Annotated in this window: 14 protein-coding genes and 1 pseudogene; 9 read left to right on the plus strand and 6 right to left on the minus strand. The window is 75.2% G+C overall.

From position 1 onward, the window contains the following. Positions 1 to 132: 132 nt before the first annotated feature. The gene (locus tag K7640_RS00810) at positions 133 to 2,472 is read right to left on the minus strand and encodes a hypothetical protein (protein ID WP_222952695.1); all 2,340 of its coding nucleotides are present in this window, start codon (positions 2,470 to 2,472) and stop codon (positions 133 to 135) included. 189 nt (positions 2,473 to 2,661) lie between these two features. Between K7640_RS00810 and K7640_RS00815 the strand changes: the two genes are divergently transcribed. Beyond that, entirely contained in the window at positions 2,662 to 3,132 is a 471-nt protein-coding gene (locus K7640_RS00815; protein WP_222952696.1) for a hypothetical protein, read from the plus strand. 85 nt (positions 3,133 to 3,217) lie between these two features. Here K7640_RS00815 and K7640_RS00820 read toward each other — a convergent pair. Continuing rightward, positions 3,218 to 4,929 (minus strand): annotated as a pseudogene (locus K7640_RS00820) (ABC transporter ATP-binding protein). Between the two features lie 151 nt (positions 4,930 to 5,080). Here K7640_RS00820 and K7640_RS00825 point away from each other — a divergent pair. After that, complete coding sequence (locus K7640_RS00825) at positions 5,081 to 5,578, plus strand: MarR family winged helix-turn-helix transcriptional regulator (RefSeq protein ID WP_222952697.1); 498 nt, start codon at positions 5,081 to 5,083, stop codon at positions 5,576 to 5,578. Between the two features lie 100 nt (positions 5,579 to 5,678). Here the strand turns inward: K7640_RS00825 and K7640_RS00830 are convergent, their stop codons facing one another. Genes K7640_RS00830 through K7640_RS00840 form a run of 3 tightly spaced genes read right to left on the minus strand, consistent with a single transcriptional unit; the run spans position 5,679 to position 8,091 of the window. Further along, positions 5,679 to 6,515, minus strand: a complete 837-nt coding sequence (locus tag K7640_RS00830; protein ID WP_222952698.1) for an SMP-30/gluconolactonase/LRE family protein — start codon at positions 6,513 to 6,515, stop codon at positions 5,679 to 5,681. Beyond that, positions 6,512 to 7,732, minus strand: coding sequence for an RNA polymerase sigma factor (locus K7640_RS00835; protein WP_222952699.1), 1,221 nt, complete (start codon positions 7,730 to 7,732; stop codon positions 6,512 to 6,514). The genes K7640_RS00830 and K7640_RS00835 overlap by 4 nt, the downstream gene beginning before the upstream one ends. Positions 7,733 to 7,740: 8 nt before the next feature. Next, the gene (locus K7640_RS00840; protein WP_222952700.1) at positions 7,741 to 8,091 is read right to left on the minus strand and encodes a YciI family protein; all 351 of its coding nucleotides are present in this window, start codon (positions 8,089 to 8,091) and stop codon (positions 7,741 to 7,743) included. Between the two features lie 157 nt (positions 8,092 to 8,248). On the opposite strand from K7640_RS00840, the gene K7640_RS00845 reads away from it, so the two are divergent. The 6 genes from K7640_RS00845 (at position 8,249) to K7640_RS00870 (ending at position 15,231) form a co-directional block, all read left to right on the plus strand. After that, positions 8,249 to 9,574 carry an FAD-dependent oxidoreductase gene (locus K7640_RS00845; RefSeq protein WP_308042383.1) on the plus strand — a complete coding sequence of 442 codons (1,326 nt, stop codon included), beginning with the start codon at positions 8,249 to 8,251 and terminating at the stop codon, positions 9,572 to 9,574. A gap of 79 nt (positions 9,575 to 9,653) precedes the next feature. Continuing rightward, the gene (locus K7640_RS00850) at positions 9,654 to 10,400 is read left to right on the plus strand and encodes a lysozyme (RefSeq protein WP_222952702.1); all 747 of its coding nucleotides are present in this window, start codon (positions 9,654 to 9,656) and stop codon (positions 10,398 to 10,400) included. A gap of 61 nt (positions 10,401 to 10,461) precedes the next feature. Then, positions 10,462 to 11,136 carry a peptidoglycan recognition family protein gene (locus K7640_RS00855; RefSeq protein WP_222952703.1) on the plus strand — a complete coding sequence of 225 codons (675 nt, stop codon included), beginning with the start codon at positions 10,462 to 10,464 and terminating at the stop codon, positions 11,134 to 11,136. A gap of 277 nt (positions 11,137 to 11,413) precedes the next feature. Continuing rightward, positions 11,414 to 14,188 (plus strand): cation-transporting P-type ATPase, encoded by a 2,775-nt coding sequence (locus tag K7640_RS00860; protein ID WP_308042384.1) that lies wholly within the window; start codon positions 11,414 to 11,416, stop codon positions 14,186 to 14,188. A gap of 39 nt (positions 14,189 to 14,227) precedes the next feature. Next, positions 14,228 to 14,599, plus strand: a complete 372-nt coding sequence (locus K7640_RS00865; protein WP_222952705.1) for a helix-turn-helix transcriptional regulator — start codon at positions 14,228 to 14,230, stop codon at positions 14,597 to 14,599. Continuing rightward, on the plus strand, positions 14,596 to 15,231 hold the full coding sequence (locus K7640_RS00870; RefSeq protein WP_222952706.1) for an SRPBCC family protein: 636 nt from the start codon (positions 14,596 to 14,598) through the stop codon (positions 15,229 to 15,231). The genes K7640_RS00865 and K7640_RS00870 overlap by 4 nt, the downstream gene beginning before the upstream one ends. Positions 15,232 to 15,808: 577 nt before the next feature. Here K7640_RS00870 and K7640_RS00875 read toward each other — a convergent pair. Continuing rightward, positions 15,809 to 16,828: an aldo/keto reductase gene (locus K7640_RS00875; protein ID WP_222952707.1), complete on the minus strand. Its 1,020-nt coding sequence runs from the start codon at positions 16,826 to 16,828 to the stop codon at positions 15,809 to 15,811. A gap of 153 nt (positions 16,829 to 16,981) precedes the next feature. On the opposite strand from K7640_RS00875, the gene K7640_RS00880 reads away from it, so the two are divergent. Continuing rightward, positions 16,982 to 17,581, plus strand: a complete 600-nt coding sequence (locus tag K7640_RS00880) for a TetR/AcrR family transcriptional regulator (RefSeq protein ID WP_222953107.1) — start codon at positions 16,982 to 16,984, stop codon at positions 17,579 to 17,581. Positions 17,582 to 17,583: the final 2 nt, after the last annotated feature.

Here is a 17,583-nt window from a genome sequence, read left to right on the forward strand (position 1 = left end):
GGAGTCTTGGAGATTGCCTGAGAGCCGGTCAACGGTTGCCGCACCACATGCAAGTTCCGGTAAAGGTCATCCAATCGGCTCATTTACATACGTCGAGAGGTCGGCCGAGTCGCGCCGAACCGGCGACGCGGATCAGCCGATGGGCGGATCCGGGTGATCGGATCCGGACATGCGCCCGTCCGGCAGGGGCAGCTCCCCGGCGTACCGGTCGACCACCGCCCAGACCCGCCCGTCACCCCAGTAGCCGGAGTGCCGGCCCAGCACCGGCGGGTCCTGGCCGTAGACGTACCAGCAGGTCGGCGGGTCGGTCAGCGCCTCGTCCACGCCGGCGGAATCAGCGAGGACCGGCCCGCCGATGTAGTCGGTCGGGTACCAGAAGTTGCGCCACCGCCAGGTCCGCGGCCGGTCCGCGCCCAGCGCGTCCGGCCCGAAGTAGGCGGGGAACGCCCAGCCGTACAGCTTGGTCACCGGGCTGCCGAAGGTGACCAGCGCGACCCGGTCGGTCGGCCGGCCGTCGCGGTGCGGGCGGCCCGACTCCTGCAGCAGCGCGGCCACCGCCAGCACGCTGCCCTGGCTGTGCGCGACGACCACCGCGCCGCCGCCGTGGTCGTGCAGCCGCCACAGCCGGCGCTGCACGTCGGGCACGGCCCGCTCGGCGTACGACGGCGGGGCCAGCGGGTGGTAGGCGCGCGGCCAGAAGGTGGCCACGTCCCAGAGCACGCCGAGGTGGCGGCGGCTGGCCAGGCCGCGCCAGCCCTGCCGCATGAGCAGCAGCACGGCCAGCGGCGCGGCGGCGGCCAGCCAGGTGGAGACGGTCAGCGCCCAGCGCGGCGCCCACGGCAGCTGGTGCCGGGCCCAGACGGTCACCAGCACGTACCCGGCGACCAGCAGCGCGGTCGCGGCCATCAGGGTCAGCGGCAGGTCCGCGTCGTGCGGCAGCGCGGCCAGCCGGCGGGCCCGGGCGATCCGCGCGGTCCAGCCGCCGCGCAGCGACCGGGGCGGCGACGCGTCCGGGTCCAGCGCGCTGGCGTCCCACGGCCCGGCCGGCCCCGCCGCCGGCGGCCCGGTGGCGTACCCGTCGTGCACGGCCCGCCGCCGCGCGGGCGTCCCGGCCAGCGCCAGGGTGACCGCCTCGACCAGCGCGAAGCCCAGCAGGATCGCGAACGGCAGCAGGGTCAGGTAGGGGGTGAGCGCGTAGACGATGCCGTAGACGAAGAGCCGGTCCCCGCCGCCCGCGCCGACGCCCGGGTTGGGCACCCGGCCGAGCAGGTCGGCCACCCGGATCATCGTGCCGATGCCGACCGCGTTGAGGATGACCGTGGCCAGGATGGTCACCACGAACGGGCCGGCGATCCGGAACCGGCCGCGGCGGTGCCCGTTCACCGCGAACGACAGCAGCACCGACAGGGTGGCCGCGAGGCAGCACCCGTAGGCCCAGTTGATCCCGCCGCGCATGCCGGGCAGCGGACCGGCCGCAGTCGGCGCGTACGCCGGTTGGGTCAGCGCCAGGACCACCGCGCCGGCCACCGCGAGGGCACCGAGCGCGACCACCGCGTGGGCGGCCGGCGCGGGCACCCGGGACCGGGTGGCCAGGACCACGGCGGCCGAGGCGGCCAGCGCCGCGACGACGGTCACCGCCGTGGCCAGGCCGGGCCGGGTCGCCCCCGGCAGCGACCGTACGGTGTGCCCGGTGAGCCAGCCGACGAAGGCCAGCCCGGTGCCCAGGTGCACCGACGCCAGGGCGGCGACGCCGCGGCCACCGTTCCAGAAGTCCGGGTCGGCCAGCCCGGCACCGGGGCGGGCCGGCGTGACGTCGCACGGCGGCCGGCCGGTGCGGCCGACCTGCGGCGGTGGGACCTGCTCGTAGCGGGCCAGCGAGCGCCCGCTGAGCACCTTCAGCCCGAGCGCCACCAGCAGCGGCAGCGCCGCGCCGACCAGCACCCGCCGGGCCGGGTGTTCGGCGAACACCGGGGCGCCCAGCCAGCGCAGCCACCAGCGGTCCCGACAGTCGGGCCGGCCGCCGCACTGGTAGGCGAGCACGTCCATCGAGGTCATCGCGACCAGCAGCAGCAGGTTGACGGTGAGCCCGAGCGCCGCCCACCGCACCACAGCCCGGTGCACCAGGAACCGCCACGGCCGCCGCCAGGCCGCCGGCATGCACATCCAGCCGGCCACGTTGACCAGCGCGAACGGCAGCAGCAGCAACCACAGAACCCGGCTCGCGCTGCGCGAGGTCAGCCCACCCCAGGAGTACGCCTCGACGTGCCGGCCGCGGGTGTCGGCGGTGCGGTAGAAGCCGGCCACCCGGTCCCCGGAGACGAGTTGCGGCGCGTCGTCGGCGAGCAGGCTCTCCGGGGTGGTGCCACCGACGCCGTGCAGCCGCAGCTCGGTCACCCCGGCCAGCGGGGCGGGCGGCGGCACCAGTCCGGGCGGCCGGGGCACCGGGCGCGCGTCGTTTCTCTGCAGTGGCATGTCGACCTCACCCACCACTACGCTGCGTGAACCGCGACGCTACTCCCCGGCACCGCCGACGACCAGCGGCTTTGGGGCATTTTGGCGGTAGGCGTGCATCCCGCCCTGGTGGCAGATTGTTCATCATCCCTTCCCTGCGGGGTGTGCACGGGACACCACGCAGGGCCATCGGCCGCCTACGATGCCGCCATGTTCTCCTCGACGACCCCTCCCGCCGACGGGTGGCGCCCTCCGCGGCGGCCGGAGTGCTCCTGCCCGGAACACGTGGACGACCTGACCGACCTGCTGCTGCCGGTGGACCGGTCGGGCGCGCCGCCGGTGCGGCTCACCGACCTGATCGACGGGCGGGAGGTGGGGGTGCAGCCGGCCGCGCCCGCCGACCGCTGGCTGGAGTCGTACGACGAGTCCGACGCGGGACCGGACCGGCTCGGCCCGTTCCACTGGGGGCTGTGGCTCGGCGACGAGGCCCGCGGCTGCTATTCCGACGAGGCGCCCTGGTCGCTGGACCAGGCGCTGCTGGAGCGGCCCGGCGTCGAGCACGTCGAGTGGATGGAGCGGGAGGAGTTCCTGGTCGGCGCGCCGACGATGTGCGCCGACGGGGTGCTGGCGGCGGCGGCCCGCGCGCTGGCCGACCCCCGGGTCCGCCAGTCGCCGGGCTGAGCCGCGCCGACCCCGACCGCCGGCCCCGCCGGCGGTGCCGGCACCGCTGGTCGCGCCGGCGCCGCTGGTCGTGCCGTCGGCCGGGTCACCCGGCCAGGGCGGCGTAGCGGCCGGCGCGGGCGATCAGCGTCTCGTGACTGCCGGCCTCGACGATCCGCCCGTGGTCGAGCACCGCGATCTGGTCGGCGTACCGGACGGTGGAGAGCCGGTGCGCGATGGTGATGGTGGTGCGTCCGTCGGCGAGGGCGTCGAAGGCCCGCTGGACGGCCCGTTCGGTCTCGGTGTCCAGCGCGCTGGTGGCCTCGTCGAGGATCAGCACCCGCGGGTTGCGCAGCAGCGTCCGGGCGATGGCGAGGCGTTGCTGCTCGCCGCCGGAGAACCGGTGCCCGCGCGAGCCGACCAGGGTGTCGTAGCCGTCCGGCAGCCCGGCGATCAGGTCGTGGATCTGGGCGGCCCGGGCGGCCTCGACGATCTCGGCGTCGGTGCGTCGGGCTTGGCGTAGCGCAGGTTCTCCCGCACGGTGGCGTGCAGCAGGTAGCTCTCCTGGCTGACCACGCCGATCACCGCGGCCAGGTCGGCCAGCCGCAGGTCGCGCAGGTCGATGCCGTCGACGGTGATCCGGCCGGCGGTCGGGTCGTACAGCCGGGTGAGCAGGGCGGCGAGGGTGCTCTTGCCCGAGCCGGTCTCGCCGACCAGGGCGAGGCTGCTGCCGGCCGGCACGTCGAGGCTGACTCCGGCGACGGCGGCGGTGTCGCTGCCCGGATAGCTGAAGGTTACGTCCTCCACGCGGACGTGCCCGGGCAGGGCCCGCGGTTCGACGGTCACCGGGTGCGCCGGGTCGTCGACCTCCACCGGCAGGTCGAGGTATTCGAAGACCCGGGCGAAGAGCGCCAGCGAGGCGGTCACCGAGACGCCGACGTTGAGCAGGCCGGTCAGCGGCCGGAACAGGGTGCCCTGCAGGGTGGTGAAGGCGACCAGGGTGCCGATGCTCAGCGTGCCGGCGGCGCCGGGCAGGCCGGCGCTGAGATAGATCACCGCCGGGATGGTGGCGAAGACGATGCTCATCGAGGCCATCCGCCAGCGGCCGGCCAGTTCGGAGCGCAGTTCCAGGTCGACCAGGCGGCCCGACGAGGCGGTGAACCGGTCGATCAGCGCGGGGCCGGTGCCCAGGGTCCGGCTGAGCCGGATCCCGCTGACCGACAGGCCCTCCTCCACGGTGACGTTGAGGTCGGCGAGTTCGCGCTGGCGCTGCGCGGTGATCGTCCGGCGCAGCCGGGCGACCCGGCGGGTCAACCAGATCGCCGGGGGCAGGACGACGAGGGAGACCAGGGAGAGCCGCCAGGACAGCGCGGCCATCGCCACCGCGGTGGCGATCACCGTGGTCAGGTTGGACGCGATGGCGGTGGCGGTGGAGGTGACCACCGACTGCATCCCGCCGATGTCGTTGGTGATCCGGGACTGCACCTCGCCGGTGCGGGTGCGGGTGAAGAACGCGACGGACTGGCGTTGCAGGTGGACGAAGACGTCGGTGCGCAGCCGGTGCATGACCTCCTGGCCGACCCGGGTGGAGATCCAGGTCTGCGCGACGCCCAGGGCGGCGGTGACGGCGGCGACCGCGATCATGCCGGCGACCAGCTGGACCAGCAGGGTCAGGTCGCGCTCGGGCAACGCCCGGTCGATGACGGCGCGCAGCAGGAACGGCGCGGCCAGGGCGGTCACCGAGGAGGCCACGATGATCGCGGTGACGGCGGCGAGCCGGCCGCGGTGGTCGGTGAAGAGCCGCGCCACGCGGCGCAGCGAGACGTCGCGGGCCTGGGCCTGCTCGGCGGCGGTGACGGTGGTCGCGCCGCCGCCCCGGCGGCCCGTCGAGGGGTACGGAGAGTGGGGTTCCAAGGACTGCCTCTTCCTGTCGAGTGATAATGAGGTTACCTCATCATGAGGTAGCAACATGAAGAGCTGGTACGGTATTCCCGTGACCGCAGCGCCGCCGCCCGACGAGCCGGAACCCCTGGCCGAGCTCTTCTGGGAGGTCGCCCGTGGGCTGCGGCAGCGCTCCCGGGAAGCGCTCGAGCCGTGGCAGATCACCCCCGCTCAGGGCCGGGCGTTGCAGGTGCTGCTGCGGCACGGGGCCATCCGGCTGGGCGGGCTCGCCGAGCACCTGCGCATCGCCCCGCGCTCCGCCACCGAGGTGGTCGACCAACTGGCGCAGCGCGGGCTGGTCGAGCGCCGGCCGGACCCGCAGGACCGGCGCGCCACCCTGGTCGCCCCGACCGCCGAGGGCACCCGGATGGGCGCGGCGGTGCGCGCCGCCCGCACCGCCGCGGCGCAGCGCCTCTTCGGCGAGCTCAGCGCCGCCGACCGCGCCGATCTGGCCCGCGTCCTGCGCACCCTCGCCAGCGACCCACGCGAGGCCGCCGGGCCGGCGAGCGGCGACCCACCCCGCTGAGCATCCGCACCGCCAGCCGGCGAGCGGCGCGAGCGCCGGCCCGGTCGGCGGGCACCCCGCGAAGGCACCACGGACAACCGGCGGACGGGCCCGGCCGTGGTCAGCCGGCCGCCGGCGCGGGGGCCGGCACGGTCAGCACCTGGCCGGTCCGCGGGCCGCCGGCCAGGGTCTGCGGGCCCCACTCCATCGTGACCAGGTGCAGGGTGCGGCCGTCGGCGCCGCCGAGCGCGCAGGCGAAGCAGCCCCGGTCGAGGGCGATCCGGTCCAGGATCGCGCCGCCCTCGGCGACCCGCACCGCACACCGGTTCGGCACGTCGCCGTACCAGACCGCGCCGTCCGCGTCGAGGCAGATGCCGTCGGGGGCCGACTCGGGCACGGCGGCCCACACCCGCCGGCCGCCGAGCGAGCCGTCGGCGGCGACGTCGTAGGCGGTGAGGCGGGCGGCGTACGACTCGGCGATGATCAGGGTGCGCCCGTCCGGGGTGAGTGCCATGCCGTTCGGGAACGCCAGGTCCGCGGCGACGAGGCGGGCCGCGCCGTCCGGCGTGACCAGGGCGATGGCGCCGGGGGCGTACTCGCCGCCGGGAAAGTCGAAGCCGATGGTGTTGACGTATGCGTTGCCCCGGCCGTCGGTCACCACCTCGTTCCAGGGATGCGCGACCAGGGATCGCAGGTCGGCGTGGTCGACCAGGCTGCCGTCCGGCTCCCGGCGCAGCAGCCGGCCCGCGCCGCCGGCGACGACCAGCAGCCGCCCGTCCGGCAGCCAGTCGAGGCAGATCGGCAGCCCGTCGACCCGGACCACCACGGTCGCCCGGCCCTCGACGTCGACCGTGAGCACCTCCCCCGCGCCCCAGTCGGCGACCCACAGTCGCCCGTCGTGCCAGCGGGGCGACTCCCCGAAGGCCAACCCGTCCAGCAGGACGCGTGGTGCGCTCATCGTCGGCTCCTCGTCAGGTCACGGGTCCGCCGCAGGTGATCCCGTTCGGCGGCGTTGTCGGTGCGCTCGATCGCCGCGTCGTACGCCGCGACCGCCTCGGCCCGGCGGTCGAGGCGGCGCAGCAGGTCCGCGCGGACCGCGTGGAACACGTGGTAGCCGGCGAGGTCGAGCGCGTCGACCAGGGCGAGCGCCGCGGCCGGGCCGGCCACCTCGGCGAGCGCCACCGCCCGGTTCAGCGCGACGACCGGGCCGGGGCGCAGCGCCAGCAGGTGGTCGTAGAGGGCGAGGATCTGCCGCCAGTCGGTGCCCGCGGCGTCCGGGGCGTCGCTGTGCACGGCGTTGATCGCGGCCTGGAGCTGGTACGGCCCGGGCCGGCCCCGCCGCAGGCAGCGGCGCACCAGCTCCTGACCCTCGCGGATCAGCGCCCGGTCCCAGCGGTCGCGGTCCTGCTCGGCCAGCGGGACCAGCGACCCGTCGGGGCCGGTGCGGGCCGGCCGCCGCGACTCGGTGAGCAGCATCAGGGCCAGCAGCCCGAGCGCCTCCGGCTCGTCGGGCATCAGCTCGACGAGCAGCCGGCCCAGCCGGATCGCCTCGGCGCACAGCTCGGCGCGGGCCAGCCGGTCACCGGCGGTGGCGGTGTGCCCCTCGGTGAAGATCAGGTAGATGACGGCCAGCACGGCGTCGAGCCGGTCGGGCAGGTCCGCGTCCCGGGGCACCCGGTACGGGATGCCGGCGTCGCGGATCTTCGCCTTGGCCCGGACCAGCCGCTGGGCCATGGTCGGCTCGGCGACCAGGAAGGCGTGCGCGATCTCGGCGGTGCCCAGCCCGCCGAGCAGGCGCAGGGTCAGCGCGACCCGGGCGGCGGGGTGCAGCGCCGGGTGGCAGCAGGTGAAGATCAGGCGGAGCCGGTCGTCGGCCACCGGCCCCTCCTCGGTGGTCTCGTCGGGCGCCCGCAGCAAGGCCGCCTCCCGGTGCCGGGCCGGCCGGGACGCCTCCCGGCGCAGCCGGTCCACGGCCCGGTTGCGGGCGGTGGTGATGATCCAACCGGCGGGGCTGGGCGGCACCCCGGTGCTCGGCCAGCGGTCCACCGCCGTGGCGAACGCCTCCTGGACGGCCTCCTCGGCGAGGTCGAGATCGCCGAGGAGGCGGACCAGGACGGCGACCGCCCGCGCGTACTCGGCGCGGAACACCCGCTCCACGGCGTCGCCGTCGGTCATGACGCCGGTCAGGCCCCGTCCGCGAACGGGCGGACCTCGATCGGCAGGGTGGTGGCCAGGGCGTACCGGCGGCCCCACTCCAGCGCGGCGTCGAGGTCCGGGGCGGTGATGATGGTGAACCCGCCCAGGTACTCCTTGCCCTCGACGTACGGGCCGTCGGTGACCAGCACCTCGTCGCCCTTCGGGCGCAGCACCGTCGCGGTGTCCGGCGCGTGCAGCCCGTTGCCGAAGACCCAGCTGCCGGCGGCGCGCAGCTCGGCCCGGATGGTCTCCAGCTCGCGCATCACCCCGGCCAGGAACTCCTGGTCCGGCAGCGGTGCGCCGGTTGGCTGGTAGATGCTGATCAGGTACTGCCGCACGGTGTCCTCCTCGGGGTCGGCCGGCCCGGTGCCAGCTTCACCCTTCACACGAACGGCGGCACTCCAGATCGACACGACCCGCCGAGGAAAATTCCGACCGCGCCGCCCGGGTGCGCCCACCGGTCATACCGATCCGGCATCCGGGTATCCGCGGCGGGTGGCGGGCAGCGGGCACGTGTTCGTGGTCGGCGCCGGGTTCTCCGGACTCGCCGCCGCGCTGGCGCTGGACCGGGCCGGCGTCCGGGTGCGGGTGCTGGAGGCCCGGGACCGGGTCGGCGGCCGGACGCTGACCCGGTGGCTGACCGACGGCACGCAGCTCGACCTGGGCGCGCAGTGGATCGGCCCGACCCAGGACCGGATGTACGCGCTGGCCGCCGCGCACGGCGTCGGCACCTTCCCGTCGGCCGCGTACGGGACGCCGCTGGTGCTGCGCGACGGTGGGCGCCGGCACGGGCCGCCGCCGGGGACCGACGCGCTCCTCGCCGCCCTGGACGCGCTCGCCGGCCGGCTGGACCCGGCCGCGCCCTGGCGGGCCGCCGATGCGCCGGAGTGGGACCGGGCGACCCTGACCGGCTGGCTGGCGGGTACGGCGCGGCGGCCGGAGACCGCCCGGTACGCGGGCCGGCTGCTCGCCGGTGGGCTGCTGGCCGCGGCCCCGGACGAGATCTCGGTGTTGCAGCTGCTCTTCTACCTGGCCAGCGGCGGCGGCACCGGGTCGCTGCTGGGGATGGCCGGCGGGGCGCAGCAGGACCGGCTGGTCGGTGGGCCGGCGGAGCTGGCCGGGCGGCTGGCCGCGGCGCTGCCGGCCGGGTCGGTGGTGTGCGGGGCCCCGGTACGCGCGATCGCGCAGGACCGGTCCGGGGTGGAGGTGCGCACCGAGCGGGACCGGTTCACCGGGGACGCGGTGGTGGTGGCGCTGCCACCGGCGCTGGCCGGCCGGCTTTGGTACGAACCGGCCCTGCCGGCGCTGCGCGACGGGTTGACCCAGCGGATGCCGATGGGCTCGGCGGTCAAGGTGCACGCGGTCTATCCCGAACCGTTCTGGCGTGCCGACGGTCTCTCCGGGGTCGCCACCACGGTCGACGGCCCGGTGACCGAGACGGTGGACAACGGCACGCCCGACTCGACGCGCGGCGTGCTGACCGCGTTCTGCTACGGCGACGAGGCGCGGGAGCTGCGCCGGATGTCCCCCGCCGCGCGGCGGGCGGCGCTGCTGGACGCGCTCGCCGCCGGGTTCGGCCGGTCGGCGCGGCACCCCGACGACCTGATCGAGTACGACTGGTCGGCCGACCCGTACACCCGGGGTTGTTTCTGCGGCGCGCCGACGCCCGGCGCGTGGACCCGGTACGGGCCGCAGCTGCGCCGCCCGGTGGGGCGGATCCACTGGGCGGGCACCGAGACGGCCACCCGGTGGGCCGGCTACCTGGAGGGCGCGGTGCTGGCCGGTGAGCGGGCGGCGGCGGAACTGACCGCCCTCTTGTAGACGATCTTCAATATGTGTCCTAATACTGGCAGTTCTTTTCGCCTCCGCCGCCACCCCCGCGGCCCCCCTGGGAGGAATGATGAACCGCACCCTGCGCACGGCCCTGCGGGCCACCGCCGCCACCCTGCTCACCCTGGTCACCACGGTCGCCGTCGGTGCCATGGCCGGCACGCCGGCCAGCGCCGCCCCGGCCGGCCTGCCCGGCATGGACGTCTCCAGCTGGCAGGGCAACGTCAACTGGTCGGCCGCCTGGAACAACGGCGCCCGGTTCGCCTACGTGAAGGCCACCGAGGGCACCAGCTACACCAACCCCTACTTCGCCCAGCAGTACAACGGCTCCTACAACGTCGGCATGATCCGCGGCGCGTACCACTTCGCGCTGCCGAACAACTCCAGCGGCGCGACCCAGGCCAACTACTTCGTCGACCACGGCGGCGGCTGGTCCAAGGACGGCAGGACGCTGCCCGGCGCCCTCGACATCGAGTACAACCCCTACGGCGCCACCTGCTACGGGCTGAGCCAGGCCTCGATGCGCAGCTGGATCGCCTCGTTCGTCAACCAGTACTACGCCCGCACCGGCCGCTGGGCAACCATCTACACCACCACCGACTGGTGGACCACCTGCACCGGCAACACCTCGCAGTTCGCCTCGAACAACCCGCTGTGGATCGCCCGCTACTCCTCCAGCGTGGGCACGCTGCCGGCGGGCTGGGGCACGTACTCCTTCTGGCAGTGGGCCTCGTCGGGCACCTTCCCGGGCGACCAGAACGTGTGGAACGGCACCCTGGACCGGCTCCGGGTGCTGGCCTGCAACGGGCCCTGCTGACCGCGACCGGCGGCGGGCCGCCCGGCCCGCCGCCGGCATCCCGCCCCGGAAGGAGATCCCGATGCCCGCTCCCCTGTCCCGGCGGTCCGTGCTGCGCGGCGCGGTGCTGCTCGGCGCCGCCGCCGGCGGCACCGCCCTCACCCAGCTCGGCGACGACCACGGCGCGCGGGCCCTGGCCGGCGCGGTCGACCAGCCGGTGATCGCCAACTGCGCGACCTGGGGCGCCCGGCCACCGTCCTCGACGATAAGCGTGGTGCCGAACCGGCCCAACAAGATCATCGTGCATCACACCGCGTTCCCGAACACCACCGACTACAGCCTGGCCCAGGCCTACCGGAACTCCCGCGACATCCAGGACCTGCACATGGACGCCAACGGCTGGGGCGACTCCGGGCAGCACTTCACCAACAGCCGCGGCGGATACCTGACCGAGGGCCGGCACGGCAGCCTGTACGCGCTGCTGCACGGGCAGACCATGGTCCAGGGCGCGCACTGCGTCGGGCAGAACAGCCAGGCCATCGGGATCGAGAACGACGGCATCTACCTCGACGTGCAGCCCCCGGCGGCGCTCTGGAACAGCCTGGTGACGTTCTGCGCGTTCACCTGCCAGCAGTACGCCATCGCGCCGAGCGAGATCTACGGCCACAAGGATTTCAACTCCACCCAGTGTCCCGGTCTGCTGCACGCCCGGCTGCCCGAACTGCGTACCGCCGTCGCCGCCCGCCTCGGCGCCTGACCGCACCGCCGCGCGCCGTGCGCCGCGCGCCGTGCGCCGTGCGCCGTGCGCCGTGCGCCGTGCGCCGTGCGCCGTGCGCCGTGCGCCGTGCGCCGTGCGCCGTGCGCCGTGCGCCGCAAGATCGTGCTGCAACCTGGTGGTAGTGGCCTCATCCTGCCTGCGAGACCACTACCACCAGGATCGAGCGCGATCATCCGCACCAAGGGCCGGGCAGAGGATGGCGGACGGATGGGCGAAAACGGCCCGCCGCCAGATCCGGGTGGGCGAGCCTGGGTGCGTGGCGGACAGGCAGGCAGCGGACGGCGAGGCGAGCAACTCGGCGCGCGTCGGCGCGAGCACCTCCGCGGACGGAAAGACGGACACCTCCCCGCACAGCGGGACGGGTGGTCCGGCGGGCGGCGGGGTTGATCCCCGCGTACCGCTGGAGCGGCTCTTCCGCGACCTCGACGCCGGGCCGGACGGGCTCAGCGCGGCGGAGGCCGGCCGCCGGCTGGCCTCCTACGGCCGCAACGAGTTGCGCCGGCAGCGCCGCCGCGGCTGGTGGCGGGAGCTGGGCCGGCAGCTGATCCACCCGCTGGCGCTGCTGCTCTGGGTGGCCGCCGTGCTGGCCTGGGTGGCCGGCACCCCGGCGCTCGCGCTGGCGATCCTGGTGGTGATCGCGCTGAACGCGCTCTTCGCCTCGGTCCAGGAGCGCCAGGCCGAACGGGCGGTCGAGGCGCTGACCCGTTACCTGCCGCAGCGCGCCCGGGTCCGCCGGGACGGTCGCTGGCAGGAGGTGCCGGCCGCGGACCTGGTCCCCGGGGACGTCCTCGCGGTCGACGAGGGTGACCGGATCTCCGCCGACGCCCGGCTGATCGAGGGGTCGGTCGAGGTCGACCTGTCCGCGCTGACCGGCGAGTCCCAGCCGGTCTACCGGGACGCCGACGCGCCGGCCACGGCCGGCGGGCCCACCGAGGCGGCCAACCTCGTCTTCAGCGGCACCAACTGCCTGGGTGGCGGGGCCCGGGCGTTGGTGCACGCCACCGGGATGCGGACCGAGCTGGGCCGCATCGCCGCGCTGAGCCAGCGGGTGGGCCGGGAGGAGAGCCCGCTGGAGAAGCAGGTACGCCGGGTGGCCTGGCTGATCGCGGCGGTGGCCGTCGGCGCCGGCCTGGTGTTCTTCCCGATCGGGGTGTTCGCCGCCGGGATGCCGATCTCCGACGCCTTCGCCTTCGCCATCGGGTTGCTGGTCGCCAACGTGCCGGAGGGGCTGCTGCCCACCATCACCCTCGCCCTGGCCGTGGGCGTGCGCCAACTGGCCCGCACCGGCGCGGTGGTGAAGCGGCTCAGCGCGGTGGAGACGCTGGGCTCCACCGACGTGATCTGCACCGACAAGACCGGCACGCTGACCGAGAACCGGATGCGGGTGGTCGCGGTCCGGGCCGCCGACACGCTGCACGACCCGGCGCCCGGGCCGGGCACCCGGCCGGAGCCGGCGCTGCACGCCTTGGCCGAGGCGGTGGCGGCGTGCAACAACGCCGACCCCGAGGGCGGCGACCCGACCGAGGTGGCGCCGCTGCGGTTCGCCGCCGACCTGGGCGTCACCGACACCGGGCATCCGGGCCGGCGCGCGCAGTTCACCTTCGACCCGAAGCTGCGGCTGATGTCCACGGTCGACGAGCGCGACGGGCGGCTCTGGCTGCACACCAAGGGGGCGCCCGAGGAGGTGCTGCGCCGGTGCGACCGGGTGCTCATCGCCGACGGCGCCGAGCGGCCGCTGGACGAGGCGTACCGCCGGGAGCTGGACGCGGCGGTGACCGCGCAGGCGGGTCAGGGCCGGCGGGTGCTCGGCGTGGCCCGCCGCCGGTTGGTCGCGGCGCCGGCGGGGCGCGCGGACGCCGAGCGGGAGCTGACCTTCCTCGGTTTCGTGGCGATGGTCGACCCGCCGCGGCCGGAGGTGCCGGAGGCGGTGGCCCGGTGCCACACCGCCGGCATCCGGATCATCATGGTGACCGGCGACCACGGGCTGACCGCCGCGGCGATCGCCCGGCAGGTCGGCATCGTCCGGGGCGAGCCCAGCGTGGTCACCGGCGACCGGCTCGACGCGATGTCCGGCGCGGAGCTGTCCCGGCTGCTCGGCGAGCGGCGGGAGGTGGTCTTCGCCCGGGTCTCCCCGGAGGCGAAGCTGCACATCGCCGAGGCGTTGCGGGCCAACCACGAGGTGGTGGCGATGACCGGGGACGGGGTGAACGACGCCCCCGCGCTGCGCCGGGCGGACATCGGGGTGGCGATGGGCCGCAGCGGCACCGACGTGACCCGCGAGGCCGGCACCATGATCCTCACCGACGACAACTTCGCCACCATCGTCGCGGCGGTCGCCGCCGGCCGGCGGGTCTACGACAACGTCCGCAAGTTCATCCTCTACATCTTCGCCCACGCCACCCCGGAGGTGGTGCCGTTCCTGATCTTCGCGCTCTCCGCCGGGGCGGTGCCGCTGCCGCTGACCGTGATGCAGATCCTCGCCATCGACCTGGGCACCGAGACGTTGCCGGCGCTCGCGCTGGGCCGGGAGCCGGCCGAGCCGGGGCTGATGGACCGGCCGCCGCGGCGGCGCAGCGACAAGGTGGTCAACGGGCCGATGCTGGCCCGGGCCTGGGGCTTCCTCGGGCTGATCTCGGCGGTGCTGGTGATGGCGGGCTTCTTCGCCGTCCTGCTGCGCGCCGGCTGGACGCCCGGCGCGCCGACCGGCCCGGGCAGCCCGCTGCACGACGCGTACCGGGAGGCCACCACGATGACATTCCTGGGGATCGTGGCCTGCCAGATCGGCACCGCGTTCGCCGCCCGCACCGAGCACGCGTCGCTGCGCCGGATCGGGGTGTTCAGCAACCGGCTGCTGCTCTGGGGCATCGCCTTCGAGCTGGCGTTCGCCGCGCTGATCGTCGGGCTGCCGCCGCTGGGGGAGGTCTTCGGCACCCGGCCGCCGGAGCCGGCGATGCTGGCGCTGCTGCTGGTCTTCCCACCGATCGTGTGGGGCGCCGACGAGCTGCGCCGGGCGGCACGCCGCCGACGCTGAGTGCTCGATTATATAAGCTGTGCCTGATATAACCGTGGGGTGCACGCCTTCGACGTACTCGGCGACCCGGTGCGCCGGCGGATCCTGGAGCTGCTCGCCCCCGGCGAGCTGACCGCCGGAGAGATCTGCGCCGCCGTCGGCGCCGAGTTCGGCATCACCCAGCCCGCCGTCTCGCAACACCTGCGGGTGCTGCGGGACAACGGTTTCACCACCGTCCGGCCGCAGGGCACCCGCCGGCTGTACGCGGTCGACCCCACCCCGCTGCGGGAGGTCGACCGCTGGCTGGACGGCTTCCGCCGGTTCTGGAGCCCGGCGCTGGACGCCCTGGCCACCGAGCTGGCCCGGGGCCGCCGCGAGCGGCGCGGCCGGCCCCCGACCGACGACTCCACCGACGACAGGAGAACACCATGACCGACGTGACGCACGAGATCAGCGCCGTCCGGCGCGCCCTGGGCCGCCGTACGCTGCCGGCCGGCGAGGCCCGGGTGCTGACCATCAGCCGCGTGTACGACGCGACGCTCGACGACATGTGGGACGCCTGCACCAACGCCGAACGCATCCCCCGCTGGTTCCTGCCGATCTCCGGTGACCTGCGGCTGGGCGGGCGGTACCAGTTCGAGGGCAACGCCGGTGGGGTCGTCGAGCGGTGCGACCCGCCGAAGAGCTTCGCCGCCACCTGGGAGATGGGTGACGACGTCAGCTGGATCGAGGTGCGGCTGCACCCGGTCGACGACGGGCGTACCCGGTTCGAGCTGGAGCACGTCGCCCACGTGGACGAGGAGCGGTGGGCGCAGTTCGGCCCCGGCGCGGTGGGCATCGGCTGGGAGATGGGCCTGTTCGGCCTCGGCAACCACTTCAAGGGCTCCGGCATCACGCCGGAGCAGGCCGCCGAGTGGATGGCGACCGAGGAGGCCCGGCAGTTCATCACCCGCTGCAGCGAGCAGTGGGTCGAGGCGGACATCGCCGCCGGCACCGACGAGGCGCAGGCGCGCGCGGCCGGGGCCCGCACCACTGCCGCGTACACCGGGCAGCCGGTGGAGTGAACGGCGTGGGCACGCCGACGGTGCGGCGTGCCCACGCGGCTCACGGCGCGTCACCGCCGTCCCGACCGGCCGTCTCCTCGCGCGAGGCTTTGCTCTGCTTCCGCGGACGCAACACCGCCCTGAACAGGGGCGATCCGCCGGGCGCGCACCCGGGGCGACCACCCCGGCGGCTACGGTGCGTGCCTGTTGCCGGGAGGGAAGCAGAGCAAAGGGCGCGCGGCCGGTGGTCGTCGCCGGACCGGCCCGCGCCCGACCCTGCTGGCCCCGGGACCACGCCCGGCCCGGCCCGCGCCCGACCCCGGCTCGCCCCCGGGACCACGCCGCCGGGCCGGCCCTCGCCCGACTCGGCTCACCCCGGGGCCACCGGTCCGGACCGCGCTCGACCCGGCTCACCCCGGGGCCACCCGTCCGGACCGCGCTCGACCCGGCTCACCCCGGGGTCACGCCGCCGGATCGGACCACGCCCGACCCGGCTCGTCCCCCGGGACCACGCCACCTAGCCGGCCCCGGGACCACGCCACCGAGCCGACCCCGGGACCATGCCGCCGGAGCCGCCGCGGGCGGGCGGACCGGGTGGTCAGCGGCGGCGGAGCGATGCGTCGAGCAGGGCGGGCGGTGCGTCGTTCTTCTCGTGCGCGGCGAGGTCGACGCCGGGGGCGACGATCCCGTCGATCGCGTCGAGCACGTCGGCGGGCAGCACGGTGTCCGCGGCGGCGAGCTGCGAGCGCAGATGGTCCAGGGTCCGGGGGCCGATGATCGCGCTGGTGACGGCGGGGTGGGCGGTGACGAACCCGAGCGCGAGCTGGATCATCGTCAGGCCGGCCTCGTCGGCGAGCGTCGCCAGCTTCTCGACGGCGTCGAGTTTGGCCCGGTTGGCGGGGACCTTGGTGTCGAAGCGCTGCGGCAGGAACGCCGAGCGGCTGGTGGTGACCTCCCGGCCCGCCCGGATCGCGCCGGACAGCCAGCCGGAGGCCAGCGGGCTCCAGGCCAGCACGCCCAGCCCGTACTGCTGGGTCACCGGCAGCACGTGGGCCTCGATCCCGCGCTGCAGGATCGAGTAGTTCGGCTGTTCGGTGACGTAGCGGCCCAGGTGGTGCTCCCGGGCGGCCCACTGCGCCTGCACGATCCGGTAGGCCGGGTAGGTCGAGGAGCCGAAGTAGCGGATCTTGCCCGCGCGTTGCAGGTCGGTGAGCGCGGACAGCGTCTCCTCGTCGTCGGTGCCCGGGTCCCACCGGTGGATCTGGTACAGGTCGATGTGGTCGACGCCCAGCCGGCGCAGGCTGCCGTCCAGGGCGGTGGTCAGCCAGCGACGCGAGGCGCCTCGACGGTGGGGCTCGTCGCCCATCGGCAGGCTCGCCTTGGTGGCCAGCACGACGTCGTCGCGGCGGCCGGCGACGGCCCGGCCGACCAGTTCCTCGGATTCGCCGCCGCTGTAGACGTCGGCGGTGTCGACCAGGTTGATCCCGGCGTCGAGGGCCGCGTCGACGATGGCGGTGACGTCGTCCTGGCCGGTACGCCCCAGCCGGCCGAAGTTCATCGCGCCGAGCGCCAGGGTGCTGGCCTGGACGCCGGTGCGGCCCAGGGTGCGGTATCGCATGACTGCTCCTTCGAGCGGGGTGGGAGCCCTGCGGCGTGGTGTCGCCGCGGGTGATCTGGCATCCTGAAAGCGGATCGCCGTTCCGTTACCAACATACGGAACATTGTTCCGCTTGCCAAGCCGAGTGACGGAGGTCGCCGAGCAGTGCCGCAGATCGACACCGGGTCGGGCTCACCCGCCCCGCGGAAACGGGCCGACGCCCGACGCAACGAGCAGAACCTGCTGGACGCGGCCGCCGCGGCCTTCGTCGCCGCCGGCGTCGACGTGCCGGTCCGCGACATCGCCGCCCGGGCCGGCGTCGGCGTCGGCACCATCTACCGCCACTTCCCCACCCGCGCCGACCTGATCGTCGCCGTCTACCGGCACCAGGTCGAAGCCTGCGCCGAGGCCGGCCCCGCCCTGCTGGCGGCCGTCGGCAGCCCGCACACCGCCCTGGCGCGCTGGCTCGACCAGTTCGTCGACTTCCTGGTCACCAAGCACGGCCTGGCCGAGGCGTTGCGGTCCGACGACCCCGCCTTCGAGGCGCTGCACGGCTACTTCGTCGACCGCCTCGTCCCGGTGTGTGCCGGGTTGCTCGACGCCGCGGTCGCGGCCGGTGAGATCCGGGCCGACACCGACGCCTACCAACTGCTGCGCGGCGTCGGCAATCTCTGCATCGGGGCGCGCGACGACGCCCGCTATGATCCGCGCCGCCTGGTCCAGCTCCTCGTCGCGGGGCTGCGCCGACGCCGGGACGAGCCCGCGACCAGGTAGCC

It is taken from the genome of Micromonospora sp. PLK6-60, from assembly GCF_019890675.1.
In the GTDB taxonomy this organism is placed as follows: Bacteria; Actinomycetota; Actinomycetes; order Mycobacteriales; family Micromonosporaceae; genus Micromonospora.

Coding starts and splice junctions, on each gene's coding strand:
- K7640_RS00825 (WP_222952697.1), top strand. CDS start 5,081: ATGAAGAGCTGGTACGGTATTCCCGTGACCGCAGCGCCGCCGCCCGAC.
- K7640_RS00850 (WP_222952702.1), top strand. CDS start 9,654: ATGAACCGCACCCTGCGCACGGCCCTGCGGGCCACCGCCGCCACCCTG.
- K7640_RS00815 (WP_222952696.1), top strand. CDS start 2,662: ATGTTCTCCTCGACGACCCCTCCCGCCGACGGGTGGCGCCCTCCGCGG.
- K7640_RS00855 (WP_222952703.1), top strand. CDS start 10,462: ATGCCCGCTCCCCTGTCCCGGCGGTCCGTGCTGCGCGGCGCGGTGCTG.
- K7640_RS00835 (WP_222952699.1), bottom strand. CDS start 7,732: ATGACCGACGGCGACGCCGTGGAGCGGGTGTTCCGCGCCGAGTACGCG.
- K7640_RS00870 (WP_222952706.1), top strand. CDS start 14,596: ATGACCGACGTGACGCACGAGATCAGCGCCGTCCGGCGCGCCCTGGGC.
- K7640_RS00830 (WP_222952698.1), bottom strand. CDS start 6,515: ATGAGCGCACCACGCGTCCTGCTGGACGGGTTGGCCTTCGGGGAGTCG.
- K7640_RS00810 (WP_222952695.1), bottom strand. CDS start 2,472: ATGCCACTGCAGAGAAACGACGCGCGCCCGGTGCCCCGGCCGCCCGGA.
- K7640_RS00875 (WP_222952707.1), bottom strand. CDS start 16,828: ATGCGATACCGCACCCTGGGCCGCACCGGCGTCCAGGCCAGCACCCTG.